This window comes from Sorangium sp. So ce381, assembly GCF_051473845.1.
GTDB classification, from domain to species: domain Bacteria; phylum Myxococcota_A; class Polyangia; order Polyangiales; family Polyangiaceae; genus Sorangium; species Sorangium atrum.
Window position 1 is genome coordinate 8766438 of sequence record NZ_CP150336.1, and the last position, 25936, is coordinate 8792373.

At 71.7% G+C, this 25936-nt stretch carries 25 protein-coding genes; 15 read left to right on the top strand and 10 right to left on the bottom strand.

The window, feature by feature from the left end; translation table 11 throughout:
- Window positions 1-167: 167 nt before the first annotated feature.
- Window positions 168-887, top strand: coding sequence for a hypothetical protein (locus WMF29_RS32610; RefSeq protein ID WP_437324024.1), 720 nt, complete (start codon window positions 168-170; stop codon window positions 885-887).
- Window positions 888-908: 21 nt separating this feature from the next.
- On the opposite strand, the gene WMF29_RS32615 is transcribed toward WMF29_RS32610, so the two are convergent.
- Window positions 909-1265: a Spx/MgsR family RNA polymerase-binding regulatory protein gene (locus tag WMF29_RS32615; protein WP_437324025.1), complete on the bottom strand. Its 357-nt coding sequence runs from the start codon at window positions 1263-1265 to the stop codon at window positions 909-911.
- A 272-nt stretch (window positions 1266-1537) separates the two neighbouring features.
- Here WMF29_RS32615 and WMF29_RS32620 point away from each other — a divergent pair, with 272 nt between their 5' ends.
- The 3 genes from WMF29_RS32620 (at window position 1538) to WMF29_RS32630 (ending at window position 6233) form a co-directional block, all read left to right on the top strand.
- Entirely contained in the window at window positions 1538-3160 is a 1623-nt protein-coding gene (locus WMF29_RS32620; protein WP_437324026.1) for an ABC-F family ATP-binding cassette domain-containing protein, read from the top strand.
- A 146-nt stretch (window positions 3161-3306) separates the two neighbouring features.
- Window positions 3307-5877 carry an ATP-binding protein gene (locus WMF29_RS32625; protein WP_437324027.1) on the top strand — a complete coding sequence of 857 codons (2571 nt, stop codon included), beginning with the start codon at window positions 3307-3309 and terminating at the stop codon, window positions 5875-5877.
- A 92-nt stretch (window positions 5878-5969) separates the two neighbouring features.
- Window positions 5970-6233: a hypothetical protein gene (locus tag WMF29_RS32630; protein ID WP_437324028.1), complete on the top strand. Its 264-nt coding sequence runs from the start codon at window positions 5970-5972 to the stop codon at window positions 6231-6233.
- 122 nt (window positions 6234-6355) lie between these two features.
- Here the strand turns inward: WMF29_RS32630 and WMF29_RS32635 are convergent, their stop codons facing one another.
- A complete protein-coding gene (locus WMF29_RS32635; protein ID WP_437324029.1) occupies window positions 6356-6736 on the bottom strand; it encodes a hypothetical protein in 381 nt (126 codons plus the stop codon).
- A gap of 159 nt (window positions 6737-6895) precedes the next feature.
- Window positions 6896-7531: a hypothetical protein gene (locus WMF29_RS32640; protein WP_437324030.1), complete on the bottom strand. Its 636-nt coding sequence runs from the start codon at window positions 7529-7531 to the stop codon at window positions 6896-6898.
- A 312-nt stretch (window positions 7532-7843) separates the two neighbouring features.
- Between WMF29_RS32640 and WMF29_RS32645 the strand changes: the two genes are divergently transcribed.
- From WMF29_RS32645 to WMF29_RS32675, 7 genes are all read left to right on the top strand, one after another.
- Window positions 7844-8680 carry a hypothetical protein gene (locus tag WMF29_RS32645; protein WP_437324031.1) on the top strand — a complete coding sequence of 279 codons (837 nt, stop codon included), beginning with the start codon at window positions 7844-7846 and terminating at the stop codon, window positions 8678-8680.
- Between the two features lie 177 nt (window positions 8681-8857).
- The gene (locus tag WMF29_RS32650; protein WP_437324032.1) at window positions 8858-9271 is read left to right on the top strand and encodes a hypothetical protein; all 414 of its coding nucleotides are present in this window, start codon (window positions 8858-8860) and stop codon (window positions 9269-9271) included.
- A 31-nt stretch (window positions 9272-9302) separates the two neighbouring features.
- Entirely contained in the window at window positions 9303-10184 is an 882-nt protein-coding gene (locus WMF29_RS32655) for a DUF692 domain-containing protein (protein WP_437324033.1), read from the top strand.
- Window positions 10181-11146, top strand: coding sequence for an HvfC/BufC N-terminal domain-containing protein (locus WMF29_RS32660; protein WP_437324034.1), 966 nt, complete (start codon window positions 10181-10183; stop codon window positions 11144-11146). Before WMF29_RS32655 ends, WMF29_RS32660 begins: the two co-directional genes overlap by 4 nt.
- A 38-nt stretch (window positions 11147-11184) precedes the next feature.
- Entirely contained in the window at window positions 11185-11826 is a 642-nt protein-coding gene (locus WMF29_RS32665) for an RNA polymerase sigma factor (protein WP_437324035.1), read from the top strand.
- The gene (locus WMF29_RS32670) at window positions 11816-12496 is read left to right on the top strand and encodes an NrsF family protein (RefSeq protein ID WP_437324036.1); all 681 of its coding nucleotides are present in this window, start codon (window positions 11816-11818) and stop codon (window positions 12494-12496) included. The genes WMF29_RS32665 and WMF29_RS32670 overlap by 11 nt, the downstream gene beginning before the upstream one ends.
- Before the next feature lie 156 nt (window positions 12497-12652).
- On the top strand, window positions 12653-13933 hold the full coding sequence (locus WMF29_RS32675; protein WP_437324037.1) for a lactonase family protein: 1281 nt from the start codon (window positions 12653-12655) through the stop codon (window positions 13931-13933).
- A 69-nt stretch (window positions 13934-14002) separates the two neighbouring features.
- Here WMF29_RS32675 and WMF29_RS32680 read toward each other — a convergent pair whose 3' ends face one another.
- The 4 genes from WMF29_RS32680 to WMF29_RS32695 form a co-directional block, all read right to left on the bottom strand.
- Complete coding sequence (locus WMF29_RS32680; protein ID WP_437324038.1) at window positions 14003-15481, bottom strand: hypothetical protein; 1479 nt, start codon at window positions 15479-15481, stop codon at window positions 14003-14005.
- A gap of 211 nt (window positions 15482-15692) precedes the next feature.
- A complete protein-coding gene (rsmG, locus tag WMF29_RS32685) occupies window positions 15693-16412 on the bottom strand; it encodes a 16S rRNA (guanine(527)-N(7))-methyltransferase RsmG (RefSeq protein WP_437324039.1) in 720 nt (239 codons plus the stop codon).
- A gap of 15 nt (window positions 16413-16427) precedes the next feature.
- Window positions 16428-16586, bottom strand: a complete 159-nt coding sequence (locus WMF29_RS32690; protein ID WP_437324040.1) for a hypothetical protein — start codon at window positions 16584-16586, stop codon at window positions 16428-16430.
- 39 nt (window positions 16587-16625) lie between these two features.
- Entirely contained in the window at window positions 16626-17084 is a 459-nt protein-coding gene (locus tag WMF29_RS32695) for a VOC family protein (protein ID WP_437324041.1), read from the bottom strand.
- A gap of 195 nt (window positions 17085-17279) precedes the next feature.
- Between WMF29_RS32695 and WMF29_RS32700 the strand changes: the two genes are divergently transcribed.
- From WMF29_RS32700 to WMF29_RS32710, 3 genes are all read left to right on the top strand, one after another.
- On the top strand, window positions 17280-17603 hold the full coding sequence (locus WMF29_RS32700; RefSeq protein ID WP_437331188.1) for an ArsR/SmtB family transcription factor: 324 nt from the start codon (window positions 17280-17282) through the stop codon (window positions 17601-17603).
- A gap of 856 nt (window positions 17604-18459) precedes the next feature.
- Window positions 18460-18978 (top strand): HD domain-containing protein, encoded by a 519-nt coding sequence (locus WMF29_RS32705; RefSeq protein ID WP_437324042.1) that lies wholly within the window; start codon window positions 18460-18462, stop codon window positions 18976-18978.
- Window positions 18979-19055: 77 nt separating this feature from the next.
- Complete coding sequence (locus WMF29_RS32710) at window positions 19056-19733, top strand: hypothetical protein (RefSeq protein WP_437324043.1); 678 nt, start codon at window positions 19056-19058, stop codon at window positions 19731-19733.
- A 28-nt stretch (window positions 19734-19761) separates the two neighbouring features.
- Here the strand turns inward: WMF29_RS32710 and WMF29_RS32715 are convergent, their stop codons facing one another.
- The 3 genes from WMF29_RS32715 to WMF29_RS32725 form a co-directional block, all read right to left on the bottom strand.
- On the bottom strand, window positions 19762-20301 hold the full coding sequence (locus WMF29_RS32715) for a hypothetical protein (protein ID WP_437324044.1): 540 nt from the start codon (window positions 20299-20301) through the stop codon (window positions 19762-19764).
- A 463-nt stretch (window positions 20302-20764) separates the two neighbouring features.
- On the bottom strand, window positions 20765-21580 hold the full coding sequence (locus tag WMF29_RS32720) for a hypothetical protein (RefSeq protein ID WP_437324045.1): 816 nt from the start codon (window positions 21578-21580) through the stop codon (window positions 20765-20767).
- Window positions 21581-21847: 267 nt separating this feature from the next.
- Window positions 21848-23236 carry a porin gene (locus WMF29_RS32725; protein ID WP_437324046.1) on the bottom strand — a complete coding sequence of 463 codons (1389 nt, stop codon included), beginning with the start codon at window positions 23234-23236 and terminating at the stop codon, window positions 21848-21850.
- A 487-nt stretch (window positions 23237-23723) separates the two neighbouring features.
- Here WMF29_RS32725 and WMF29_RS32730 point away from each other — a divergent pair, with 487 nt between their 5' ends.
- Complete coding sequence (locus WMF29_RS32730; protein ID WP_437324047.1) at window positions 23724-25934, top strand: SUMF1/EgtB/PvdO family nonheme iron enzyme; 2211 nt, start codon at window positions 23724-23726, stop codon at window positions 25932-25934.
- The last annotated feature ends 2 nt before the right edge of the window (window positions 25935-25936 follow it).

Consider the following 25936-nt stretch of genomic DNA (forward strand, 5'->3'; position numbering starts at 1 on the left):
CCTCGAAGCCGCGCTGTGATGCGACGTCCAGGGGAAAGCCATGACGGCCCCACCGCGCACCGTCGAAACCTTGCGCCTCGTCGTGGGGCGCGACCGAGCGTAGTATCCCATGGAAAACTACAGGCCGACGCGCCCGGGCGGGTGAGGCGGTGAGGAAAGGGCAACTCATGATCACGAAGACCACGATGGCCATGTTCGGGATCGCAGCCTCCGGTCTGCTCGCAGGCTGCACGGAGACGCTCGATTCGCAGCAGATCAAGACCGGAGGGATCTCGGCGACCCTGGAGGCGATCGCCGAGAGCGCGTCGTCGACGACCGTGCGGGCCACCCTCAAGGCCGGCGGCGACGAGAGCAACACGTACGTCATCCTGAGCGCGGGAGATCGGATCTCGGCGACCGTGGACGGCGAGGCGGTCGCGATGTCCGCCGAGAGCTCCGGTGTCTACGAGGCCGGCGTCGACGTCGGCGCAGGAGGCACCGAGATCAAGGTGCTGCTGGACCGCGACGACGAGGACGACGACGACGCGACGAACAACGTGGGGACGCTCCCCGATCCGTTCGACCTCGAGGCGCTGCCCAGAGAGCCAGTCCCGCGCGGCGAGGACCTCACGATCGCGTGGTCGCCGAGCGCGTCCGGGGACGACATGGTGATCGACGTGAAGGGCGACTGCATCTTCTCCAAGACGTTCGATGTAGGAGGCGACCCGGGGACGTACACCATCGACGCGGGCAAGCTGGAGGCGACCAGCTCGCGGGAGCCCGAGAGCTGCGACGTGGACGTCGTGATCCGCCGCTCGCGCAACGGCACGACGGACAACAACCTGGATCCGGAGAGCTCGTTCGAGCTGAGCCAGGTCCGGGGAGGCCGCTTCACCTCGGCCCCCTGACAGCGGGCTCAGCCGAGCACCTCAGCCGAACAGCGCGGCGTAGTCGTCCTCGCGGAAGCCCACGAGCACCCGGTTTCCCTTCACCAGCACAGGCCGCTTCACGAGCTTCCCATCCTCGGTGAGCCACCGCACGACCTCGTCGTCGCTCGCGGCGTCCACCCGCGCCTTACCGAGCGCGCGGTAGCTCTGCCCGCTCGTGTTGAGCCATCGGCGCACCGAGAGCCCGCTCGCAGGGACCCACCGGGCGAGCTCGGCGGCCGTCGGCGGCTCATCGACGATGGGGCGCACGGCGACGTCGATGCCGCGCTCGCCAAGCCACTTCAGCGCTCGCTTGCAGGTGCTGCAGCCGGCATAAGAGAGGATCTGGACCTTGCTCATGCCGGGCCTTCTGCCCTCTCGGCCGCGCGACATCAAGCGCGCATGAGCCCGAAAAATAGATAGAAAGCGCGCCCATAGCAGGAGAGAAAAAAACGGGCTCCTGTGCAATGCGCCCGGAATGCGCCAGAAGACGAGCAAGGCATCGATTCACCGCGGGCGGCTCATGGCGCGCGCGCCGGCGCCGACGGCGGCGGGCGAAATGCCCCATCGCGCGACGGGCCGTCTGGTATAGGGGGCGCGGAAAGGAGCCGCCCCCAGCGGCAGTGCGCCTCGTGATCCGTCTCGATTCCATCAGCAAGCAGCACGGCAAGCAGATCCTCTTCCTCGAGGCCTCCGCGGCGGTGAACCGCGGCGAGAAGGTCGGCCTTGTGGGGCCCAACGGCTCGGGCAAGACGACCATCTTCCGGATGATCACCAAGGAGGAGGCGCCCGACGGCGGCCAGGTCGCCATCGACCGCGGCGTCACCATCGGCTACTTCAGCCAGGACGTCGGCGAGATGAAGGGCAGGAGCGCCGTCGCCGAGACCATGGACGGCGCCGGGCCGGTCTCCGACGTCGCCGCGGAGCTCCGCGAGCTCGAGGCCGCGCTCGCCGACCCCGAGCGCATGGATGAAATGGAGAGCTTGATCGAGCGCTTCGGGCAGGCCCAGGCCCGCTACGAAGAGCTCGGCGGCTACGCGCTCGACGCCAAGGCGCGCGAGATCCTCGCGGGGCTCGGCTTCAGCCAGGCCATGATGGACGGCGACGTGGGCGCCCTCTCGGGCGGGTGGAAGATGCGCGTCGCGCTCGCCCGCATCCTCCTCATGAGGCCCGACGCGCTCCTGCTCGACGAGCCGACCAACCACCTCGACATCGAGTCGATCATCTGGCTCGAAGGCTACCTGAAGCAGTATGCCGGGGCGCTCGTCATGACCTCGCACGACCGAGAGTTCATGAACCGCATCGTCACCAAGATCATCGAGATCGACGGCGGCGAGCTCACCAGCTACTCCGGCGACTACGAGTTCTACGAGCAGCAGCGCGCCGTCAACGAGCAGCAGGCCGAGGCGCAGTACGAGCGCCAGCAGGCGATGCTCGCGAAGGAGATGCGCTTCATCGAGCGCTTCAAGGCCCAGGCCGCCAAGGCGGCGCAGGTCCAGTCGCGCGTGAAGAAGCTGGAGAAGATCGACAAGGTCGAGCCCCCGAAGCGCAGGAGGACGATCCGCTTCGAGTTCAAGCCCGCGCCGCGCTCGGGCGACGACGTGGCGCGGCTCAGCGGGGTGAAGAAGTCGTTCGGCGGGCGGTCCATCTACGACGGATTCGACCTCCTGATCCGCCGCCGCGAGCGCTGGTGTGTGATGGGCGTGAACGGCGCCGGCAAATCCACCCTCCTCAAGCTCGTCGCGGGGGCCTCCGCCCCGGACGCAGGCGGAGTGAGCGTGGGCGCGAGCGTGAAGCTGGGGTATTTCGCGCAGCACGCGATGGAGCTCCTCGACCCGACCCGGTCCGTCTGGGAGTCCATCGTGGCGAGCTTCCCCCAGGCCTCGATCGGCTCGCTCCGCACGCTCGCCGGCGCGTTCGGCTTCTCCGGCGACGACATCGACAAGCCCTGTCGCATCCTGTCCGGCGGCGAGAAGGCGCGCCTCGTGCTCGCGATCATGCTCTATGATCCGCCGAATTTCCTCGTGCTCGACGAGCCGACGAACCACCTCGACATGGCGACCAAGGAGATGCTCGTCGAGGCGCTCTCCTCGTTCGAGGGCACCATGCTGTTCGTCTCGCACGATCGCCGCTTCCTCGCCGCGCTGTCCAACCGCGTCCTGGAGCTCCTGCCCGACGGCCCGCGCGTGTATGGCGGGGGATACCTGGAGTATGTCGCCCAGAGCGGACACGAGGCGCCAGGCATCCGGAGCTGACCCGCGCCGACGTGGCGCTCGCGGCGCGTGGCACGTGGAGCGTGGCGCGCGCGGCGAGCAAGCTCCGCCCGTGCGCGGCGCTCTCTCGTCGATTCGTCGGTTCGATTCGGCGCGAGGTGAACACGTGCTCAACGATTCGCGCTATCGTGAGGTCCCCGATGGATCTGCTCGGTAGACCGAACCCAAAGCGGCTCTCCGACTTCATCCAGCGCCACCACGACGCGCTCCTGGATGCCTGGAAGCGTCGAGTCCAGGCGCTCAGCCCGGCGCGGCGGCTGCCAGCGCCGAGGCGGACGGACCACCTCCCGGACCTCCTCGCCTACATCGCCGAGGGCACGCGCAGCGCGGGCACGGCGGCCGCGGTCGAGCGGAAGCTCCGGGGGGTCCCTGGGCTCCACGCGTTGAGCCGACTGGCCCACGGATACGACCTCGCCGATGTCGTGATGGAGTACGCGGCGCTCCGCGCCGTCATCCTGGAGCTCTGGGAGCGGGACGGCGACGGGGCCGGGGGGCGTGAGCTCATCCAGCTGAACGGGACGATCGACGAGGCGATCGCCGACGCGGTGTCCCGTTACCAGGCGGCGCGCGTGCGCCTGCTCCAGGCGCTCGACGCCATCTCGACGGCCGCGCTCGGCAGCAGCGATCTGGACGCCTTCCTGAAGGCGCTCCTCCGCGCCACCCGGGAGGCGGCGGCCGCCGTGGACGTGGCGATCGTCCTGCTCGGGGACGGGGACGCCCTCGAGGTCCACGCGACCGCGGGCCTCGACGACGGGCCGCTGCCCGGGCCCCCGCTCGAGGCGGCGCGAGAGTTCGCCCGCGCGGTCCTCGCGCTGCGCGGCCCCACGTCGCTCGACGCCGCGGCCGGCGGCATGCCCGTGACCGCGCGGGAGATCCGGGCGAGGGGGCTGCGCGCCGTCTACGGCGTGCCGCTGATCCACGAGGGGCACCCCATCGGCGTCGCGATCCTCGGCTCCCGCAACGCCGAGGAGTTCTCCGAGGACGACGCGCTGATGCTGCGCACGATGACCAGCCGGGCGACCGGCATCATCGTGCAGGCGCAGCTCGTCGCGAAGGAGCGCGCGTCGCGGCGCCAGGCGGACGACGCCCGCGCCCTGCTCGCGACCGTCGTCGAGCAGATGCCGGCGGGGCTCGTCATCGCCGAGCCGCCGACGGGGCGCGTCCTCCTCTCGAACCCCCAGGCCGGGTCGATCTTCGGGCTGCCGCTCCTGGAGATCCAGAATGTCGATGGATACGCCGTCTGCCAGGGCTTCGACCCTCGCTCGGGCAGGCAATACGAGGCCCGGGATTGGCCTCTCGCGCGGACGATCACGACAGGCGAGGTCGTGCTCGACGAGGAGATCGACATCGTCCGCGACGACGGCGCGCGGGGGCGGATCCTCGTGCGTTCGGCGCCGGTCCGGGATCCGGTCGGGCGCGTGTTGGCGGCCGTCGTGACCTTCTTCGACATCACGGAGCGGACGCGCGCCGAGCGGGGGGAGCGCTTCCTGGCCGCCGCGAGCGCGGCCCTCAGCGACACCCTCGACTTCCAGGGCACGCTCGACCGGGTGGGGCACCTGACGGTCCCCGAGCTGGCAGACTGGTGCGTCATCCAGACGCTGCCGGATCTCGAGCAGTCGCGCGGGATCACGGTGACGCACGCGGGCCCGGAGGAGCTCCAGAGGGCGCGGGCGCTCTTCCGCGAGCAGGATCCCCCGCCGCCGCTGGCCGCGCTGCTGGAGCGGGCCCTCTGCAGCGAGCGCCCGGAGCTCATCGGGGATCTGTCGCACCCGCTGGTCGCCTCGCTCGACGAGAACGGCGCCTTCCGCCGGTTCGCCGGGGCGCTCGGGATCACCTCGGCCATGGTGGTCCCGATGGTCGCGCGGGGCCGCACCTTCGGCTGCATCACGCTGGCGACGGCGGGGTCCGGCCGGGTCTACGACGAGGCGGACCTCGCGGTGGCGCACGATCTGGCGCAGCGGGCGGCGCTCGCCGCGGACAACGCCCGCCTGTACGAGGCGGCGCAGCGCGCGATCGAGCTCCGGGACAACGTGCTCGCCACGGTGTCCCACGACCTCAGGAACCCCCTGAGCGCGATCCTCACGGCGGCCGCCGTGATGATGAAGCGCGCGGCGGCGCGGGGGGAGAAGGGCGACACGAAGGCGATCCAGGCGATCCAGCGCTCGGCGCACCGGATGGATCGGCTGCTCCACGACCTGCTCGATTTCGCCAGCCTGCGCGCCGGCCGGCTGGCGCTGCGCCGGCAGCCGCAGGATCCGCGGGAGATCGGCAGGGAGGCGGTCGAGACGTTCGAGTCGCAGGCCCAGGAGAAGGGGATCCAGCTGGGGGTCGTGGCGGCCGACGACGTCCCGCTGGTCACGTGTGATCGCGATCGGGTGCTCCAGGTGCTCACCAACCTGCTGAGCAACGCGCTCCAGGTGACGGGCGCCCAGGGGGCGATCACGCTGCGGTGCGAGCGCGGGGAGGAGCACGTCGTCTTCTCGGTGGCCGACACGGGGCCGGGGATCCCGGAGGACGAGCTTCCCCACCTCTTCGAGCGGTTCTGGCGCGGCCAGCGGAACGGCTACAAGGGCACCGGGCTCGGGCTGGCCATCGCGCGGGAGCTCGTGGCGGCGCACGGGGGGACGATCCACGTGGAGAGCCGCGTGGGGGTGGGGACGACCTTCAGGTTCACGATCCCCGTCATGGACGAGGGGTGAGCCGGGGGCGGCGGGCAGACAGGGCAGCGCCCGCAGAGGAGGAGTGGACGATCGAGCGCGCCGGTCCCAGGAGTCCTCGGGAAGGAGGAGACATGGGAGTCGAGAAGACGCACGATCCGCCGAGCGAACTGCGCCTCGCGCACGAGGTCAGCGAGGAGAAGCGGCCTCTGCCGCAGACGGATGTCCCGGGCGTCCGCGGGCCGAGCTTGCCATCGGGTGAGGGCGAGGACGCCCTCCTCCTCTGCTGCGAGATTGAGAGCTGGGGCAGCGAAGGCGGCGCCGGCTCGTACGCGGGGGGGCCGATCATCTCGACTACGAAGATCTCCGCGCCGAGGTCGCCCCGCGCGTCGGGGTAGCGGGGAAGCATCGCTGAGCCGCTCGGCCGGCGGGCGCGACACCAGGGCGACCGGTGAGCGCTGCAGACAGCGAGAAGAGACCGAGTCGACCGCGGATATTTTCAGACGCCAACCGCGCCACCTCAGGGCAGCTGCGCGGACCTGGGCGCGCACCGCTGCATGTAGGCCGGCTCGGGGCAGCCATCGTGCGTCAGGATCTCGCCGTCCAGGCACTTCACGAGCGCCGCCCGGATATCGAGGCACCTCCCCCGCCCCGCCGCCACACACCGGTGCTCCGTGGTGGTCCCGTTGGCGCAGCCGTCGAGCTGGCCCTCGGGACACTCGAGGAGCGGCCCAGTCGAACAGTCGTTCTCCCGCCGCTCGCCGGCCGCCGTCGACGTCCCCTGGGTCGCCGGCTGCTGGCTGGAGCAAGCCGCGCTCGAGACGAGCGCGAGCCCCGTGAAGACGAGCCCCGTGAAGAAGGGGCTCAGGCCCCGGCGGGGCGAGTCGCTGCGCGTGTTCATACCGTCGTTCTCCGTGGATGAAGCCCGGCCGCGGAGCCCCGATGGCGGGTCGCCGCCCGAGCGGCCGGCAGCCTACTCCACTCCACGGGACGACAGGGGCCCCGCGCGCGCCCGCCCCGTCCCGCCGGCGCGGCCCAGGTCAAGATCCGATGGCCCTGGTCAAAACGCGCCGCCGCCGTGCGCGAGCAGCGACCAGCTGTCGCCGCCCGTCCGGTTCGTCACGCCGCCGATGGTCAGATCGTCGAAGAACGCAGGGCGGAAGTTGAACCGGGCGCCCACCTTGACGTTGCGCGTGACGAGCCGCTCCACGCCCGCGGTGAGCGGCACCGACACAGCGAACGGGTCGCCGCCGCGGCCCGCCCAGCCCACGTAGCCCACGCCCGCGACCACGAACGGCTGCACGATCGCCTCGTCAGCGCGCAGGATGTTGTAACGCAGGCCCGCGTCGAGCGCGGTCATCACCAGCGATTTCCCCGCGATCGTTCGCTGGTTCACCGAGCCGGTGTAGTTGCCCTCGACGGCCACGCGCGGCGACATGGTCCCGGTCACCCGCACGTTCCAGCTCGGCCCGACGCCCGCGGCGCCGCCCACGTAGCCCAGCACGCCAAAGCCGCCCTCGACCGCGAGGGTCGGCTCGGGGATGCGCCGGATGAGCGGTTGATCCGCCGGAGGGATGTTGCCTGTCGGCCGGGCGTGCTGATCCCGGCCCGCCGTGCCCTGCGCCTCCGCCGCGCCGGCGAGCGCCATCATTCCGGCGGCGGTCATGGCAGCCGCCGCGAGTCGTCGCGTGCTCATTGCAGTTGTCTCCGGTTGGCTCGTTCCGTCTTCGACGACCGCCTCGTGCACACCCCAGGCCACACGCGGCTGTGCAGCGCAGGTCCGGCGGGCTGCGCCCTGCGCCGCACCGGCGGCCGCGACCGAAACCACGGCGCCGCTCGCACGTAGCTCGGACATGGAACCCATGGAACCGAGGCGCCGAGCGGGCGGGCGAGCCAGGGCGATGACCTTGATCTCCCTTCCCGGGCGCCGGCCTTCCTGTTCAAGTGGAGACCGCCGCGCGCCCTCGTGCGCGGGCGCGCAACAACCCGATAGATCCAGGAGAGAAGCGTGAAGACGATCCGGACAAGGACCTTGCTGCTCCTCGCGCTCGCGGCCGCCGGCCTGGGCGCGGCCGCGTGCCAGGGGGAGCAGCCGAGCCTCGCGCCCGCCGCGACAGAGCTCAAGGCGCCGGAGCCGAAGGCGCCCGCCGCGGCGGCCTTCGCGATCGACCGCGCGGGCAGCAAGGTCGAGCTCGTGATGGATGCGCCGCAGGAGAAGATCCGCGGGCGGATCGCGGGCGCCGCCGCGGGGACGCTCCAGGTCGACCCCGCCGACATCACGAGGACGACGGGCCTCATCACGGTCGACCTCTCCACGATCGAGCTCTTCCAGACCGCCGTGGGCGACGACGGCAAGCCCGGCGAGGAGAAGAAGAGCGACCTGCAGAACCAGCACGCGCGCACCTGGCTCGAGATCTCGAAGGACACGCCCGACGACGTCCGCGCGAAGAACGAGAAGGCCCAGTTCGCGATCCGGTCGATCTCGACCTCCGGAGAGAAGGACCTGTCGAAGCTGCCCGGCGCGGAGCGGACGGTGACCGTCACGGCGTCGGGCGACCTGCTGCTGCACCAGCGGCAGTCCCCGAGGACCGTGGAGCTCATCGCCACGTTCAGGTACGAGGGCGACAAGCCCGCCAGCGTCACCGTGAAGACGGCGAAGCCGTTCCCGGTGGGGCTCGCCGAGCACGACGTCCGCCCGCGCGAGGCGTTCGGCAAGCTCGCCCAGAAGACGCTCGAGGTGCTCTCACCCAAGGTCGCCAAGGAGGCCTTGGTGACGCTCGATCTGACCGCGACCGCCGGCGCGGCCCCCGCGGCGCCGGCGGCAGCGGACGGCGGCGCGCGGTGAGCGCGGCGCGCCGCCCGCGAGTGAGCCGTTGCGGCGACGCAGCGGCTCTGAGATGACACGGCGGTCCGGAAGCCGCCGGGAGCCGGATCATGCCTGTGCCCGCCGGAGGGCGCAGGCCCGTCGAGACGACAACGGTGGGCGAAGACCCGCCGAGACGAAAATCAGAGGAGCCACACGATGCTGTCGAAGAAGAGCATTTACGAGACCCTCGCCGCGTTGAGCACCGGCGCCATGGTGATGAGCGGCTGCGCCGGCGCGCAGGCGCCGGTCAACGCGAGCGAGGTCCCCGCAGAGCAGGCCCCCCCCGCCGCCCCGGCCGAGCCCGCGCCGGCGCCCGCGCCGACCGAGGCCGCCTCCGGCGACGCCGCCGCGGGCGCGAACGTCCCCGCCGCCCCGGCCGAGCCCGCGCCGCCGAGCGACGCGCAGTCCGCCGCGACCTCGCCGAAGGTCGCCCCGACGGCCACCCCGGCGGCCACGGCCGCGCCGCCCACGCCGCCCACCGCCGCCCCGGCCAAGCCCGGCGCCAAGAAGACGAGCGCCGCCGGGAAGAAGCCCGGCCACGCGGGCTGCGGCCAGGGCACCTGCGGCTGATCGCGGCCTCCCGCGCCCTCCCCGTACCCCCATGACCGGCAGCGCGCTCACCGGCGTCGGCCTCGGGCTCCGATGGGAGTTCCTCGACGAGGTGCTCGCGGCGCTCGACGCGCCCGATCGCGGCGCGCGCGACGCGGCGCTGCCCGTCCCGTTCTTCGAGCTCTCCCCCGAGAACTACATGCGGCGCGGCGGCTACTTCCCCGCCGCGATCGAGCGCGTCCGGGAGCACCGCCCGATCCTGACGCACGGGCTCACGCTGTCCGTCGGCGGGCTCGATCCGCTCGACGCCGGCTACCTGCGCGCGCTCGGGGGGTTCCTTGAGCGGCTCGATCCCCCCTTCCACAGCGACCACCTCTGCTTCTCCGGGGTCGACGGCGCGTTCCTCCACGACCTCCTGCCGCTCCCGCACACGTCCGCGGCCGCCGCCCACGCCGCGGCCCGCATCCGCGAGGCGGAGGAGCGGCTCGAGCGCCCGATGGCGATCGAGAACATCACCTACTACCTGGTCCCGGGCCGCGCCTCGCTCGACGAGGCCGACTTCCTCGTCGAGGTGCTCGAGCGCGCCGGCTGCCGGCTCCTGCTCGACGTGAACAACGTCTACGTCAACGCCCGGAACCACGGCTTCGACCCGATCGCGTTCCTGGAGAAGATCCCGCCCGAGCGCGTGGCCGCGATGCACGTCGCGGGGCACGAGTGGCGCGACGACGCGGAGCTCCTCGTCGACACGCACGGCGCGCCCGCCATCGCCCCGGTGCTCGACCTGCTCGCCCGCGCGGTCGCGCGGACCGGGCCGGTGCCGGTCGTGCTCGAGCGGGACAACGACGTGCCGCCGCTCGGCGCGCTGCTCGCCGAGCTCGCCGAGGTCGAGGCCGCGTACCGGCGCGGGCTCGCCGCGCGGGAGGCGCGGGCGTGAGCGCAGCGCGCGAGGCGGGCGAGACGCGCGAGGCGGGCGGGACGTGCGAGGCGCGCGGGACGTCGAACGCGCCGCCGCCGGAGCTCGCGGCGCTGGAGCGGGCGCTCCAGCGGAGCGTGACTGCGCCGGACGGCGAGGCGATCGCGGCCGATCCCCGCGCCTGGCTCGCCCGCGCCGGGCTCGAGGGGCCGGACCTCGAGGCGATGGCGGCGCTCCCGCCGAAGCGGCTGCTGCTCTACCGGAGCCTCATCCGCCGCGGGCTGACGGGCGCGATCCGCGCCGGGATCCCGCGGACCGCGGCGCGGCTCGGCGCGCGGTTCGAGGCGGACGTGGCGCGCTTCATCGAGGCGGAGCCGCCCCGGTCGCGCTACCTCCGCGACGTCGCGTTCGAGTTCGTGGGCTTCGCGGCGCCGCGCTGGGCCGGGGATCCGGAGGTCCCCGCGTACCTTGCGGATCTCGCGCGCCACGAGCTGGCCGCCTTCGCGGCGGCGTGCGCCGAGCAGGACGAGGAGGTCGCCGCGGGCGGGGCGTCAGGGCCGCCCGGCGACGAGGCGCTTGCGACACCGGGCGATGAGACGCCGGGCGACGAGGCGCCGGAGCCCCTCGGCGAAGCGCTGTCGCTCGACCGGGGCGCGCGCTTCCAGCGGGCCGCGGCGCTTGTGCGCTACGAGCACGCGGTCCACAGGCTGCAGGGCGACGAATCGGCGCGCGACGTGCCGGCGCGCGAGCCCACGCGCCTGCTCGTGTACCGCGACGCGGCGCACGACGTGCGCTTCCTCGAGCTCACGCCGCTCGCGGCCGAGATCCTGGGCCGCCTGCTCGCGGGCGCCGCCCTCGGGGAGGCGGTGGTCGCGGGCTGCGCCGCGCTGGGACACCCGGTCGACGGGCCGGTGCTGGAGAGCACCGCGGCCCTGCTGAGCGACCTCGCCGAGCGCGGGGCGCTCCTCGGGCCGTCCCGATGATCGCCGGCGCGCAGACGGTGTATGCCGTCAGGACCGCCATGGATGAGCTCGCCCTGAACGAAGCGATGGACCGGTACGCGTGCGGCGACGCGCGCGCGTTTCCGGAGCTGCACCGCGCGCTCGCGGCGCGCCTCCTCGCGTACCTCACCCGCATGAGCGGCTCGGAGACGCTCGCGGGCGACCTGACGCAGGAGACGTTCCTGCGGATGCACCGCGCCCGATCGAGCTTCGCCCGCGGCGGCGCCGTCGCGCCGTGGGCCTACGCCATCGCGCGCAACGTCTACCTGGATCACGCGCGCGCCCAGAAGCACCGCGGCACCGAGCGCCTCCCGAGCGATCCGGGCGCGGAGCCGCCGGACGCGCGCGGCGCGGACGCCGAGGCGGTCGCGATCGCCTCCGAGACGGCGCGGGCGGTGGAGCGCGCGCTGGCGGGCCTGCCGGCGTCGCAGCGCGAGGCGTTCATCCTGATCCGGTACGAGGGGCTCAGCGTGCAGGACGCCGCGGCGGTCCTGGGGACGACGGCGAGCGCGGTGAAGCTCCGCGCGTTCCGCGCTTACGAGGCGCTGCGGGCGGCGCTCGACGATCTCAAGCGGCGGCCCGAGGCGGAGCCAGGAGGCGCGGAAGAGCGCCGCCGGGGCAAGGGGCAAGGGGGCGTCCGGGGAGGTGCCAATGTCGACTGATCGGGACTTGCTGAGCGAGCTGAAGGACATCCCCGATCCCGCGGCCCGCGTCGCCGCCCGCCCGCCGCCGGCCCCGGTCGACGCGCCGGCCGAGCGGTCGCCGACGCGCCCGGCGCGCGAGCGCCGCGTCGCCGGCGCGATCCTGGCGGGGCTCGCGTGGATCCTGCTCCTGACGTGGTGGGAGGGCTTCCGCGACGACCTCGGCTCGCCCCGGGTCGCCCTCCCGCTCGTCCTCTGGGCGGCGCTCTCCGGCCTCGGCCTGCTGCTCGCGTTCTTGCCGCGCGCCCGGGGCCTGCCGGCCGGCGTGCGGGTGCTCCAGGCGCTCGTCGCCGCGGTGGCGGTCGGGTTCCTGGCCGCGGCGGTCGTCACGTCGCGCGTGCACGACGTGCTGGCGCCCCTGATGGTGCACCTCGAGTGCAGCGCGGTCGCGCTCGGCATGGCGATCGTGCCGTTCGCGCTGGCGGCGCTCGTGCTTCGCCGCTCGTTCCTCTCCGCCCCCGCGTGGCGGGGCGCGGCGATCGGGGCCCTGTGCGGGATCGGGGCGGCGATCGGCATCCACTCCCACTGCTCGCTCGACGAGGTCGTCCACGTCGCCTTCGCCCACGGCGTCCCCATCGCGGCCGGCGCGCTCCTCGGCGCCGCCGCCGGGGCGCTGCGCGGGCGAGCCTGAGGCGCCGCGCGGCGTCGCACATCCTCCCCGGCCATCGCTGCGGGGCGGCGCGACCGCCGCGGACCTGCCGCCGCGCGCCGCGAAGAGGACCGCGCCGTGGCGCTTGCGCCGCGGCGCTGGCCAGGTCTAACGCAGGAGGCAGGAGAAACCAGGTCGATGCAGCGCGCGCTCCTCTTTCTGACGGCAGGGCTGTGGCTCGGATGCGGCGGCTCCGGCGCCGGAGCCGCGAACGACGGCGCCACGACGGGCGTCAGCGCCGGCGGCGGCGCGAGCCAGGGCGACGGCGCGAGCGGCAGCAGCGCGAGCGTCAGCAGCGCGAGCGGCGGCGGCGCGGGCGGCAGCGGTGGAGCGGGCGGCAGCGGCGCGGGGGGCGGCGGCTCGCAGGCCGAACGCTCCTTCGTGGTCTATGTCGGCGGTCACGAGGGGCTCTTCGTCTTCCGCCTGGACGACGCCGACGGCGCGCTCTCGGCCGTGCAGGGCCCGCTCGACGCCGAGATGAACCCGACCTTCCTCGCCGTCGATCCCGCGCACAAGCATCTCTTCGCGGCGAACGAGCTGAACGAGGTGGACGGGGAGCTGTCGGGCGCGGTGAGCGCGTTCCGGATCGATCCCCAGGGCGGGACGCTCGAGCTCGTCAACAGGGCCTCCTCGAAGGGCGCGGGCCCCGCCCACCTGTCCACGGATCGCTCCGGGCGCTTCGTCCTCGTCGCCAACTACGCCGGCGGGACGGCGGCGGTGCTCCCCGTGGGCCAGGACGGCGCGCTCGGCCAGGCGGCCTTCGACGTGTCCTTCGGCCGCCGGGCGAGGTCGCACCACGCCATGACCGATCCGGCGAACCGGTTTGCGTTCGTCACCAACCTCGGGCGCGACGAGATAGCGCAGCTCACCTTCGACGCGGACACGGGCCAGATGGAGCCGAACGACCCGCCTGCCCTCTCGCTCCCCGCGGACACGACGCCTCGGCACCTCGAGTTCCACCCGAACGGCCGGTTCGCCTACGTGATCAACGAGTCTGCCGGCTCGATCACCGCCCTGAGCTACGATCCGTCGCGCGGGACGTTCACCGCCCTGGCCACCGTCTCGACCCTGCCCGACGGCGCGAGCGCCGAGGGAAACGCCTCCGCCGAGGTCCAGGTGTCCCCGTCGGGCAAGTTCGTGTACGGGTCGAACCGCGGCCACGACAGCATCGCCATCTTCGCGGTCGATCCCGAGCGGGGCACGCTCACGCCCGCCGGCCATGCGTCGACGCAGGGCATGACGCCGCGCCATTTCCAGATCTCGCCGACAGGCAAGCTGATGCTCGTCGCGAACGAGGAGTCGGGGAACATCGTCGCGTTCCACGTGGACGAGGCGACGGGCGCCCTCGAGCCGACAGGCCGTGTCACCGAGGTCCCCGAGCCCACGTATGTCGGGATCGTGGCCCTGCCGGACAGGTGACCGCCGGGGCGCCCTCTCCCGCGCCCCGGTGACGTGTCGCTACATCGCCGAGAGGCGCCTCTGCTTCTTCTACTCACGCGCCGGGATGCGGAAGACGAACCCGCTCGTGCTCGGCGACGCGACGGGACCCGAGCCGACGTCGATGGAACCGTAGAAGGTGCCGGCGACCCAGAGCGTGCCGCCGGAGGTGAGCGCCATGCCTTCGGAGGAGCCGGCGCTCGACGGGTAACGGTGGAGCGCCGTGACCTCCGAGGACGCGCTCGCGCGCAGCGCGAACGGGGTGTAGTCGAAGGTGACGAGATCGTCGTAGCGACCCGCCGCGTAGACGCCGCCCGCCATGTCGGGCGCGAGGCCGTACATCGTGCCGCTCGGCTCCGGCGTGATCACCCACTCGGCGGTCCCGCTCTCCGTGAGCTTCGCGACGAACGGCGCGCCCTCGATGTCCGCGTCCACCGTCGTCCCGAGCACATCGCTCTCGCCGCTCACCGTGCCTGCGAGGAACGTGCCCTCACCGACGGCGATCTCGTTGCCCATGTCGAACACCGGCCCGCCGAAGCGCCGCGCGAACCGGCCCTCCCCCGCGCTCGAGAAGCGGGCGATGAAGCCCATCATCGTCGAGCCGGCAGGCAGCGACAGCGCCGTGCCTTCGATGGTCAGCGCCCCGTCGGCGTAGCCCGTGATCGACACGTCGCCGCCCTCATGGACGGCGATGCCGGCCACGGCGCTGCCGGCGCCGCCGGCGTTGTTGAACACCTTGGCCCAGGCGACGTCGCCCCCCGGCGTGAGCTTCAGGAGGAACGGGGACTCGCCATCCACCGCCAGGAGGCCGTCGCCAAAGTCGATATCGTCGTCGACATAGCCACCCACGTAGACATTGCCCGTGGCGTCGGTCGCGATCGCAAAGCAGCGATCCGCGGCCGTCGAGGCGAAGCGCTTCGCCCAGAGCACGTTGCCGTCGGCGTCGAGCTTGGCCACCATCGCGTCGGGATCTTCCGTCGCGCCGGACAGCTTCATGCCCCCGATCGTGACCTCGCCATAGAGCTCGCCCGCGATGAGCACATTGCCCGCTCGGTCGACGGTCACGGCCGTCGCCGAGGATTGCTGGGCCGTGACGATCGGCGCCGACCAGAGGAGATCGCCCTCGGGATCGAGGCGGATGAGGAACGCTCCCAGCTTGGTGATCGTCCGGTCGCCCAGCGTGATCTCGCCGAACCCCTCGCCGCTCACATAGGCGCCGCCGTCGTCGGCTCCGGCGATCGCGATGTGAAACACCATGTTGCTCGCCGCCCCCGCCGGGTGGAGGAAGATGGCCTCAGGCGCGGCGAGATCGACGCCGCCGCCCGATCCTCCACCGGTCGCGTCGCCCCCGGCCCCCGCGCCGCCACCGCCGGTGCTGCCGGCATCGCCGCCGCCGCCCGCGCCGCCGCCGCTGCCCGCGGTCGCCGCGGCGGCCCCCCCGGCTCCGCCCCCTCCCGGGCCGGACGGCTCGACGTCGTCACTACAAGCCGCGCACAGGAGCCCCAGAGTCAACCAGGTCAAGATTCTCATCCACGCACCGTAGACGAGCGGACCTGCCCTCGCGCGTCATTCGCGCTCCGGCGCTGGACAGAGCACGTTCGCCACGCCGGATACCGCTGAAGTTTATCAACGCGGATAGAACCAACAGGGACAGACGCGCGCCGGCGCTCAATCTCGGTCTGTTTCGAGGGTCTGAGCCTGTGTGCACGAGGATGCGCGGCGAGCGACGCGCCGCCGTGGATCACCGCCCGAAATGGCGCTTCGGCTCCTCCCCCGCCTTCCGCAGCACCACGATCTTCCCCGTCGGCGTCCCCACGGTCTTCACGAAGGCGGCCCGCTGTCGCTCGAGGACCCAGCTCGCCTCGGCGAGCTCCTCCTCGGCGCGCTGGCCCTTCACCAGCAGCACGAGCCCGTTGGGCCGCACGAAGGGCACCGTCAGGGGGATCAGCATGACGAGGCGCCCCACCGCGCGCGCCGTCACCGCGTCGAACGCGCCGCGGAGATCGCCCTTGCCGAGCTGCTCGGCGCGCTCGGCGCGCACCGACACGTTGGTGAGCCCGAGGCCCGCGGCCACCGCGGCGAGGAACGAAGCCTTCTTCTGCGTCGCCTCCACCAGAGTCACCTTCAGATCGGGCCGAGCGATGGCGAGCGGAAGGCCGGGGAGGCCCCCGCCCGATCCGATGTCGGCGAGGCGCGCCCCCGCGCTCAGCTCCTCCAGCAGAGGCACGAGCGTGAGCGAATCGAGGATGTGTTTCTCCCAGACCTCGACCGGATCCGTGATCGAGGTGAGGTTCATCAGCTCGTTCATCGCGAGCAAGCGCGCGAGGTAGTCGCCGAGCTTGGCGATCACCGCGGCGTCGAGGGTGACGCCGATCGCCGCGAGGCGCTCCGCGAAGCCCTCCGGAGGCGTGAGCGGAGCGGGAGCCGGCAGCGGGAGAGGAGCGCGTTCGTCAGGGGGCATGGAGGTCCGCACACCCTAGCAAGCTCCCGCCCGTGAAGCGCCGCAATCCTCGCGCTCGCCCTCCCCGCCCGCTCCGAGGCCGTCCTGATTTTTCTCCAGGATCGCCGCGCAGAGCGCCAGGCCGATGCCCTCGCGATCCTCCTCGGTGATCGCCCCCGCCGGGTAGCCGGCCACGACGGCATCGCCCTTCTCCCGCGCCCCGGTGGCGGATCGCTACATCGCCGAGAGGCGCCTCTGCAGCTCTTCGGGAGAGACGTCCTCGATCCGGCTCGCGAAGGACCAGCGATGGCCGTACGGATCGCGGAGCCAGGCCGCCCGGTCTCCGAACGGCTTGTCCTGCGGCGGGCGATCGATGGTCGCGCCTGCCGCCGCGGCCTGCGCGACGAGCGCGTCGACGTCCTCCACGTAGACGACGACGGCCGGGCTGCTGCCTCCCAGCGTCTCGGGGCTGACGGCGCCGAGCTCGGGATACTCGTCGGACAGGAAGAACCGGGCTCGACCGATGGACAGCTCGGCGTGCCCGATCCGCCCGTCGGGCATCGGGATGCGCGAGTCCTCGCGCGCGCCGAACGCGCGCTTGTAGAACTCGATGGCTTCCGCGGCGCTCCGCGCGCTCAGGTAGGGGAAGCACGTCTGACCTTCCGGAACGGGGTGGACCTTGCTCTTCGTCATCGTCGCGCTCCTTCGTGCTCGTGTCGGATGGTTGCCGATCATCCTGGAGCATCGCGCCGACCGCGTATTGGACGAAATTTACCTGCGGGCCCGGCCGCGCGGGCTTGATCATGCGTAACACATCGGTTACACATCACGCCGATGGACGCCGTTGCCCAGGCGCTTGCGGATCCGATCCGGCGTGAGATCCTGCGGATGCTGCGCGATCGCACCGCCACGGCGGGCGCCATCGCCGGCGCCTTTCCGGTCAGCCGCCCGGCGGTCAGCCGGCACCTGCGCGTGCTGCGCGAGGCGGGCCTGGTGCGCGACGTCCAGTGCGGTCGCGAGCGCGAGTACCGCCTCGATCTCGGTGCGCTCGCCGAGCTCGAGGCGTTCCTGCGACAGCTGCACACGGCGAGCCCGTGGCACCGCCGGTTCGACGCGCTCGAGACCGAGGTGCACCGCGTCGGCCGGCAGCGGCGCATGGCGACCGCTCCCCCGTCCCGCGACGAAGCGAAACGAAGGAAGGAGACCGCATGAGCCCATCGCCTCGCGCTCTCGGCCAAGGACGAGCACGGCGGGTGGCGGTTCGAGCTGTCGCTCGCGGCGAAGGGCGAGATCACCGAGCTCACCTTCATCCAGCGCCTCGCCGATCCAGCGCTCGCCGGCGATGTCGGGCCCGGCTGGGAGTATTACCTCGACATGCTCGAAGCCTCCAGGCTCGGCGAGCCGCTGCCCAGCTTCGCCGATTACTATCCTGCGCAGCGCGACTACTACCTCGGCGACGCGCGCACGGAGGCGTAGCGCGACGCGCGGGCGCTCGGCAGAAGTGATCGTGATCTCCCCATCTCCGTTCGGCATGTGCAGGTCGGTGATCTTCACCAGCGCCTTGGCTTTGACCTTCTCGATGACGTACATGGCATCGCTCGACGTCGCCGCGAGGTCGCCCGTCGCGCCGTTCTTGAAGCCGGAGTCGGACACGTGGACCTTGCCGTCCGGAGCCGCCGCGATGTCGTTCAGCAACGTCGTACCGGGGATGGCGATATCACCCTTCGGCGCCCCGGTCTTGAGGTCGAATATCCGGGCGGCGAACCTACCACAACGCCGAGAGCTCTGGCCGGGCGCCGAGACGCTCGAGAACGCAAGCGGCTTCCGCTCGACGAGGCTCCTGAAGTCGTTCAGCGCCGCCCACCGTGCGCCAGAGACTCGTTCGAACCGTCCGCGCAACGGCTTGACGAGGGAGACACCTGCTATCCCATGGCGCAGGACCGCATTCGGGCCTTGCAGCGCAGAGTCGATTCATGAGATTCTCCGTGGGGAAGTTCATAAAAGGCAACGATCTGGACAGACCTGGTCCGCCGGCTTCGGTTGACCAATCGGCTGATGGTTAGGCCTTATGAGTACCACGAGAGAAAAGGCACGGTTGTACGCGGTCGCTGCGCACGGGGACCAGCGGTACGGCGACCGTCCGTACTCCTTTCACCTGGATGCGGTCGCGGCGCTGGCAGAGCCGTACGGAGACGAGGCGGTGGTGGTCGCCTATCTGCACGACGTCGCAGAGGACACCGACGTTACTCTCGCAAATATTGAAGCGGAGTTCGGATCGCGAGTGGCCACATGCGTGAGCTTGCTCACCGACGAGCCTGGCGCGAATCGCAAGGAGCGGAAAGCGAGAACCTACGCCAAGCTGGCGCAGGCCAAGGGCGAAACCGAGCTCGCTCTCGTCGTGAAAGCGGCGGACCGCCTCGCCAACGTGCGCGCGTGCATCGCTGACCGCAAGGAGAGCCTGTGGCGGCTCTATCAGAGCGAACAGAAGGCGTTCAAGCAAGCGGCCTTCCGCAGCGGACAATGCGATTCGGTGTGGTCGGAGCTTGACCGATTGCTCGCGGATGGAGCCTTCGATCGCCAGGTCTGACCCCTCCCTCGAGCGGACAGGTCGCGGCAAGCCGGGCCCTGCCGCTCATGTCGAACGGTAACCAGATTCGAGAGCGCATGAGCAGAGAGAGCGAGGTTCTGGAGCCGGAGGTCGAACGCAAGCTGGCCGCCGCGTGGCATTCGGAGGAAGACCGCGCTTCGGCTCGCGCCCAGCTCGGCCGCTACGGCGTCGAATCACACGAGCGTGACACCGAGCGCGTCCGTCTGGCGATCATCAAACTCGGCGGAGACGCCCTCGGGGAGCTTCACCTGCTGACCGACGCCGCGAAAGGCGACTACCGCGGTGTCTTGATGTGGGCCGAGTCCCCGGAGGAGGCAAAGGCACTCTGGGCAGTGAATCCGGACCTCACCGACCAACGGGTGCCTAGAGCGACAAACGGGTTGAAACCACGAGAAAGAGCAGAAATTTCACAGGGAGGCGGGGAGGCGGGGAGCGAGAGACGGCAAGAGGGAGAAATTCATTTTTTCTTCCTCCCCGCCTCCCCGCCTCCCTGTGAAATTTCTCCGGGTTTCAACGTGATCGATGTTCTAGTCGGGGTCGGGCAGCCCACGGGCGCGCCGCTCGCGGACCCGACCTTCATCCATGCTGAGTTGCACGATCAGGTAGATCCAGAGTGGGAAGAGCGTCCGCACGATGTCTATGATCCTCCCGAGCGAGGGAGAATGTGCGTCGTGGCAAACAACGGCCGGGGCGCCGAGCGCGATGCCACAGACCACGATGCCGATCGTCCTTAGTGGCTGGGGGACAATCATGACCGCTCCGCTAGAACGGGACGGCGCACAGGAGGCCCATTGCGACGCCGCCCCAGAGCCCGGTGTCGTCGCACTGCTGACGCGCCCTCGCGGTCCTAGCCCGCGGACACACCGCGTAGCGCAACGTCAAGAGAGATCCGCCGGCGTAAAGGCCGCACATCAGGAAGCTGATCGGGCCGATGCGCTGATGGGCATCGCCGGTCGGGTCGTCGCCATCGGAGACGGGCATAGCGCTCTCATCCTGCGCCGCAGCGTCATCGAGCATCGAGACGCAGGGCACGTCCGCGTAGGCTCCCGGGTCGAGCGGGTCGAAGATGCGGATCGCCGCGCCCGGGCTGTCGGCGCACGCCGCGGCCAGCTCGGGGCGCCCGGTCGCCACCATCTGCGGGATCGCGGGCTCCTCCGGGACGAGATTCAGCTCGAAGCGACGCGGCGGAAGGCCGGCCTCCTCCGCACCGCCCTCCTCTCCCGCCGTGTTCGGTTCGTCTGCTGTTCCACAGGCCGGTGCTCCGATGAGCGCGGCCATGGCCAGGCCGATCCTGGTGTGCATGGTCCACCTCCACGCGACGCATTCCGTCGCGCGCGGGACTTTGTTGCCAGCGGCATGCCAGGGCCGCATGAACCAGCGCGCGCGTGAGCTCAGGGCAAGCGCGCTCGCCCGCGACCACAACGCGACCTGGTCCCCCCGCGAGCCGCGCTCGCCCGCCACCACAACGCGTTCTGGTCCCCCAGCGACCGCGCTCGCCCGCGACCGCAAGGCATCCTGGTCCCCTCGCTCCCCGGCTCGCCCGCCACCACAACGCGTCCTGGTCCCCCCGCGAGCGCGCTCCCCCACAACCACAACGCGTCCTGGTCCATCGCGAGCGCGCTCCCCCACAACCACAACGCGTCCTGGTCCATCGCGAGCGCGCTCCCCCACAACCACAACGCGTCCTGGTCCGCGGAGTTGCATCCTGTGAATACCCCTCGGCTTTTCAAGAAAACGCAAGCCAGATCACAATCGTGGGCTCACCTCACGCCGGATCGGCCAGCGGCTCCTCTTCCGCCGCCTCCACCGGCGCCGCGGGCGCCTCGACACCGTCGCTGGCCTCGCTGCTCGATCCAGCCGGCCGCGACTCCCACGCCGCGAGCGGCGCAAGCAGCGCCGCGCTGACCTCCTCGCTGCCGGGCACGTCCGGATCCGCGTGCGCGGCGACCCGGGCCGCATAGTCGCGGAGGGCGGCGAGCGTCGCCAGGAACGCGGCGCGCACGTCGCCCGTCGGAGCGCTCTCGGGCTTCGGCGCGGTGATGTGCAGGGCCCGGCCATAGGCCTCGTGCGCCTCCTCCAGATGAGCGAGGTAGCCCTCGCCGCCCAGCTTCTTGAACGTCCTGTCGTGCCGCGCGCTCCGGATTGCGTCGAGGCGCGCCTTCGACTCCTTCCATTCGAGCTTGTACGGGAGCCGGGTGAAGGAGAGGCCGTCCGGATAAAGGAGCTTGAAGAGCTCCTTCGCCTCATCGAGGCTCGGGTTCCGCTCCAGCGGGAGCTTGCACCAGCCTCCGAGCCAATCGAACGTCGCGCTCCACGCGTTGTCGAGCATCCGATCGGCCTTCGGCTTGGTCTTCGTCTCCGCCGGATCGCCCCCTTGCGGCCGGGTGAGCGCCTCGAGCGTCGCGACCGCGGCGGCGAGCCGTCCCTTCGATCGCCCGATCGCCTCGGGGAGCTTCTTCGGCTTGAGCCGCTTCTCCCTCGCGTCAGCCACCGTGATGAGCTCCGTGGCGAGCACGACCGACTCGGCGGCGTTGAGGCGCGGGAGAGCGACGAGATCCTGGGAGGTGAATGAACGAGCCATGGCGAACTCCTTCCCTGAGACGGCACAATCGGTTGCGCCGGGGGCAAACGCCATGGCAAGAATGGGACCGCACGCGGCGACCGAGGTTTCGCGCTCTGCAGCGCGCTGCAGATGCTGCTGGGCCGGCCAAGCCAGGCCTGGCTTGGCCGGCCAGGCCTGGCTTGGCCGGCCACGCCGCGCGCCAGAGCGGAGATCGTCATCAGAGCGCCGCGCCGCGCTCTCCGCATCTATCTGGAGAGCGCGCTCCCCGGGCGCGGCTGTCCCCCTTCAGAACGAGGCATCGAGCTGGAGGCGACCGACGTGGCGGGCATCGGCGCCTTCCTTGCCGAAGATGTAGAAATAATCGCCCTGGAGCTTCAGCGCATAGCCGTTCAGGTACACGTTGAGCCCGCCGCCGACCTGCTTGCCCTGCGCGTCGACGAGATCGACGAGCTTCGGATCGGTGCCGCGCTCCGCGAAGATCTGGTCCCAGCGCGCGGCGACCTCGACCCGATCGGTCAGCAGGTAGCCCGCCTGGGCGAAGTAGCCGTAACCCGATCGGGTCCACTCCCGCACGGTCGCGCCGTCGACCTCGCCCTCGAAGGAGTCCTCCTTGGCGTGGCGCACGACGGCCTCGGCCGAGAGCGAGAAGCCGGCGTATTTGAAGACGAGATCGGCCGCGCCGTGCAGGTAGTCGGCCGCGCCGAGCGTGAGCGTCGTGCCAAAGGTGCTGTTCTGGCGGTTGGTCTGGTGGTTGTAGGCGCCCGTGACGCCCACCGCGAGCCGGGGCTTCGCCTCGCGCGCGAGATCGGCGTCCTGGTCGTCGTCGAACGCGCCGAACGGGCGGACGGCGAGCCGCGCCACCGCGAGCGGGCCGTGCTTCTGGCCGCCGAAGCGATTGCGCCCCTCGCCGCCGCCGACGAAGAGGTTGTAGGACAGCTTGCCTCCGAAGCCGAAGAGATCGGGCGACGAGAACATCAGGCCGACGTCGCGATCGAGGTTGAACTCGCGGACGGCGATCGGGCGATCGGTCTGCTGGAGCGAGGGCTCGCGCAGGGTCCGCGCCCGGTTGAACGGGGTGAGGAACTGGCCGACACGCACGTTGAGATCGCGGATCCCTGTGTACTCGATGAAGGCGTCCAGGATGGGAGAAGGGCTGTCCTTCTCGAAATCGTTGCCGCCGAAGGCGAGCTGCACGTTGTACTTGAGATCGGGCGTGAGGACATGCCCGCTCGTCGTGAGGCGCACCGTCCTCACGTTGATCTCGTGCGTATCGTCCTCTCCCGTGTGCGTGATGGTCTCGCGGACCTGCAGGCGGGCCCGGATCGTGGACGAGAACTTGTCGTCCGCCGTCTTGACGGTGAAGCCCTTTCCAGCAGCCGCCGTCACCTTGACGCCGCTGCCCCTGTCCTTCTCCGCGCTGGCCCGCTCCTCGGCGGCCGCCTTGCGCTCGGCCTCGAGGCGCTCGAGCAGCGCGCGCTGCTGCTGCTCGAGCTCTTCAACGCGGCGACTCAGCGGCTCGACGCCGGCCGCCGCCCCTGTCTCCTGCGGCGCCGGGGCCTGGGGCGGCGCCGCGGGCTGCTGAGCGGACGCCTCGAAGGGGAGCGCGGCGGCGACGAGCGAGAGCGCAGCTGCCGCGCGGACGGTGTGCGACTTCTTTCCGTTGATCGATTTCAAGCGCGTTGTTCCTCGGATCAAACCAGCTGCTGACGGCGCAGGGCGCACGGCGCGCGGCGCGCACGGCCGGCACCAGCCGCCGGCGCGAACGCGCACCACGCCCTCGCAGGCGGCGGACCGTCGCTCCCCGGCCTGCGCTCCGCGTCCCACGCACGACGCGCAGACGAGAGGCCGCGGTCAGGAGCACCCGGCTGGGCAGCAGCGACGCCAGCAGGGAACCACCGAGTGCGTCATCCAATATAACGGACGACGATCTCTGTCAAGAGATGGATCGCGATCACAAAAATCCCCAGATGCGGGTTCCCTCACCATCCAACGGGCCTTGGAACATCCGCCATATCGGACAACCGGAGCGGGCGCCGCCTCCGGATCGGGAGGGCGCCGGATCGCGCGAAAGGGTTCCAACCGACCGCGAGGCAACTAAGATGGCCCCGACGCACGCACGAGGCGCTCCGATCGGCGCCCCGCCGCGGTGCGTAGGGATCTCATGAGCCAGAACCCGGACCGCAGCGATCCGCTCAACATCGCCGGCAGCCTGATCGCCGACAAGTACAGGATCGATCACGCCGTGGGCGAAGGCGGCTTCAGCGTCGTCTACAGGGCCGAGCACGTCATCTGGAAGCAGCCCGTCGCCCTCAAGTGCTTCACCCTCCTCGCGGGCGCGCCGGCCGAGCAGCGAGAGCAGCTGCTCCAGGCGTTCATCCAGGAGGGCAAGCTCATGACCGAGCTCTCCAGCCGCTCGGCCGCGATCGTCCAGGCCCGCGACATCGGCACGTTCAACGCGCCGGACGGGCAGTGGCTGCCCTACATGGTCCTCGAGTGGCTCGACGGCAGGCCGCTCGATCGGGTCCTCTTCGACGAGACGAGCGACGGCGCGCCGCCGCGCGACCTGCGCGCGACGATGGCGCTGCTCGAGTCGGCCGCGATCGCGCTCGATCTCGTGCACTCGCGGAGCATCGCGCACCGCGACATCAAGCCGGCGAACCTGTTCGTCGTCGGCCAGCCGCGCGACGCGTCCACGTTCGTGAAGGTGCTGGATTTCGGCATCGCCAAGGTGATGGCCGACCACGCGGCGGCGGCGACGGCGCTCGCCCACACGGGCAAGGACATCACCGCGTTCACGCCGAGCTACGGCGCCCCCGAGCAGTTCAGCCGCACCCACGGCGCGACCGGGCCCTGGACCGACGTCTTCGCGATGGCGCTCATCATGATCGAGGTGATGCTCGGCGGAGCGCCGGCGCTGCAAGGCGACGACTACCTCCAGCTCGCGGTCGCGAGCCGCGATCCGTCGCGCCGGCCGACCCCGCGGACGCTCGGCCTCGCGGTCAGCGACGAGGTCGAGGCGGTCTTCGCGAAGGCGCTCGCCGTCGCGCCGGCGGACCGCTTCCCCACCATGGGCCGCTTCTGGGCGGCGCTGCACCGGGCGGTCTTCCCCGAGGACCCGGCCTGGGCGCTCGCCACGGGCGGCAGCTCGCTCGCGCCCCCGTCCGGCGCGCCGTCGCCCCGCGCGTCCGCGCCGCGGCTCCCGTCCTCGCCGCGGATCTCGCTGCAGGCCCAGACCGCGCCGACGATGGCGGCGCCCTCCACGGCCCCGGGGCCGCTGCCCACGCCCACGTCGCAGCCGGTCGCCGTGGCCGGGGCGAGCACCGCGGGGGGCGCCGCGAGCGACGCGGCGCCGAGGTCGAAGGGCCCGCTGCTGCTCGGCGGCGTCGCGCTCGCGCTCGCGGCCGGCGGCGCGATCACCTGGAACCTGCTGCGCGGCGCGCCGCCTGCGGAGGAAGCGTCACGGAGCGCGCCGGTCGCGACAGCGTCCGCCACCGCGGCGGCGCCTACGGCGAGCGCCGCGACCGCGGCGGCCGCGCTCTCCGAGCGGCCGACCGAGTGCCCTGCAGGCATGGTGCTCGTCCCGGGCGGCAAGTTCTTCATGGGCTCCGACGAGCCGGAGTTCAAGCTGTGGCAGCCCGCGCACAAGGTGACGATCGACACGTTCTGCATCGACGTCCACGAGGTGACCGCGGGCGACTACATGGCGTGCTCGGACAAGGGAGAGTGCAAGCGGCCCCCGGCCGCGCCCGACTTCCCGAACACGGACGGTTCGCCCGCCGCGGCGCACCAGAAGACGCTGACGGTCCTCGCCGAGCAGTGCACCTTCGGCAAGCCCGAGCTCGCGAAGCACCCGATCAACTGCTTGCCGTGGAGCCTCGCGAGCGCCTACTGCCAGGTCCACGGCAAGCGCCTGCCGACCGAGGCGGAGTGGGAGTACGCGGCGCGCGGCTCCGACGGGCGCAAGTTCCCCTGGGGCGACAAGCCCGGCGATCAGACCTTCATGAACGCGTGCGGCACCGAGTGCACGGCGTGGGAGAAGGCGCACGGGCTCAAGCCGAGCGAACGCATGTACGAGGCCGACGACGGCTTCTCCGGCACGGCGCCGGTCGGCTCGTTCCCGAACGGCAGGACGAAGTTCGGGGCCGACGACGTTGTCGGCAACGTGTGGGAGTGGACCGCGGACTGGTTCGAGACCTACAAGGACGAGGAGCAGGTGAACCCGAAGGGGGCGCCGGCCGGCGATCGCAAGGCGATCCGGGGCGGCGCTTACAACGGCGGCTTCGCGCTCTGGCTCAACCCGGCGTTCCGCTACCACCAGCTCGCGACGGCGAGCGCGCCTGGCATCGGCTTCCGCTGCGCCGCGCGCCTGTAGCC

Excerpts from the sequence above, each read along its gene's own strand:
- WMF29_RS32705 (WP_437324042.1), top strand. The coding sequence starts at position 18,460 with ATGAGTACCACGAGAGAAAAGGCACGGTTGTACGCGGTCGCTGCGCAC.
- WMF29_RS32615 (WP_437324025.1), bottom strand. The coding sequence starts at position 1,265 with ATGAGCAAGGTCCAGATCCTCTCTTATGCCGGCTGCAGCACCTGCAAG.
- WMF29_RS32630 (WP_437324028.1), top strand. The coding sequence starts at position 5,970 with ATGGGAGTCGAGAAGACGCACGATCCGCCGAGCGAACTGCGCCTCGCG.
- WMF29_RS32680 (WP_437324038.1), bottom strand. The coding sequence starts at position 15,481 with ATGAGAATCTTGACCTGGTTGACTCTGGGGCTCCTGTGCGCGGCTTGT.
- WMF29_RS32720 (WP_437324045.1), bottom strand. The coding sequence starts at position 21,580 with ATGGCTCGTTCATTCACCTCCCAGGATCTCGTCGCTCTCCCGCGCCTC.
- WMF29_RS32665 (WP_437324035.1), top strand. The coding sequence starts at position 11,185 with ATGGATGAGCTCGCCCTGAACGAAGCGATGGACCGGTACGCGTGCGGC.
- WMF29_RS32710 (WP_437324043.1), top strand. The coding sequence starts at position 19,056 with ATGAGCAGAGAGAGCGAGGTTCTGGAGCCGGAGGTCGAACGCAAGCTG.
- WMF29_RS32695 (WP_437324041.1), bottom strand. The coding sequence starts at position 17,084 with ATGACGAAGAGCAAGGTCCACCCCGTTCCGGAAGGTCAGACGTGCTTC.
- WMF29_RS32670 (WP_437324036.1), top strand. The coding sequence starts at position 11,816 with ATGTCGACTGATCGGGACTTGCTGAGCGAGCTGAAGGACATCCCCGAT.
- WMF29_RS32700 (WP_437331188.1), top strand. The coding sequence starts at position 17,280 with ATGCTGCGCGATCGCACCGCCACGGCGGGCGCCATCGCCGGCGCCTTT.
- rsmG (WP_437324039.1), bottom strand. The coding sequence starts at position 16,412 with ATGCCCCCTGACGAACGCGCTCCTCTCCCGCTGCCGGCTCCCGCTCCG.
- WMF29_RS32730 (WP_437324047.1), top strand. The coding sequence starts at position 23,724 with ATGAGCCAGAACCCGGACCGCAGCGATCCGCTCAACATCGCCGGCAGC.
- WMF29_RS32675 (WP_437324037.1), top strand. The coding sequence starts at position 12,653 with ATGCAGCGCGCGCTCCTCTTTCTGACGGCAGGGCTGTGGCTCGGATGC.
- WMF29_RS32715 (WP_437324044.1), bottom strand. The coding sequence starts at position 20,301 with ATGCACACCAGGATCGGCCTGGCCATGGCCGCGCTCATCGGAGCACCG.
- WMF29_RS32650 (WP_437324032.1), top strand. The coding sequence starts at position 8,858 with ATGCTGTCGAAGAAGAGCATTTACGAGACCCTCGCCGCGTTGAGCACC.
- WMF29_RS32640 (WP_437324030.1), bottom strand. The coding sequence starts at position 7,531 with ATGAGCACGCGACGACTCGCGGCGGCTGCCATGACCGCCGCCGGAATG.
- WMF29_RS32610 (WP_437324024.1), top strand. The coding sequence starts at position 168 with ATGATCACGAAGACCACGATGGCCATGTTCGGGATCGCAGCCTCCGGT.
- WMF29_RS32635 (WP_437324029.1), bottom strand. The coding sequence starts at position 6,736 with ATGAACACGCGCAGCGACTCGCCCCGCCGGGGCCTGAGCCCCTTCTTC.
- WMF29_RS32655 (WP_437324033.1), top strand. The coding sequence starts at position 9,303 with ATGACCGGCAGCGCGCTCACCGGCGTCGGCCTCGGGCTCCGATGGGAG.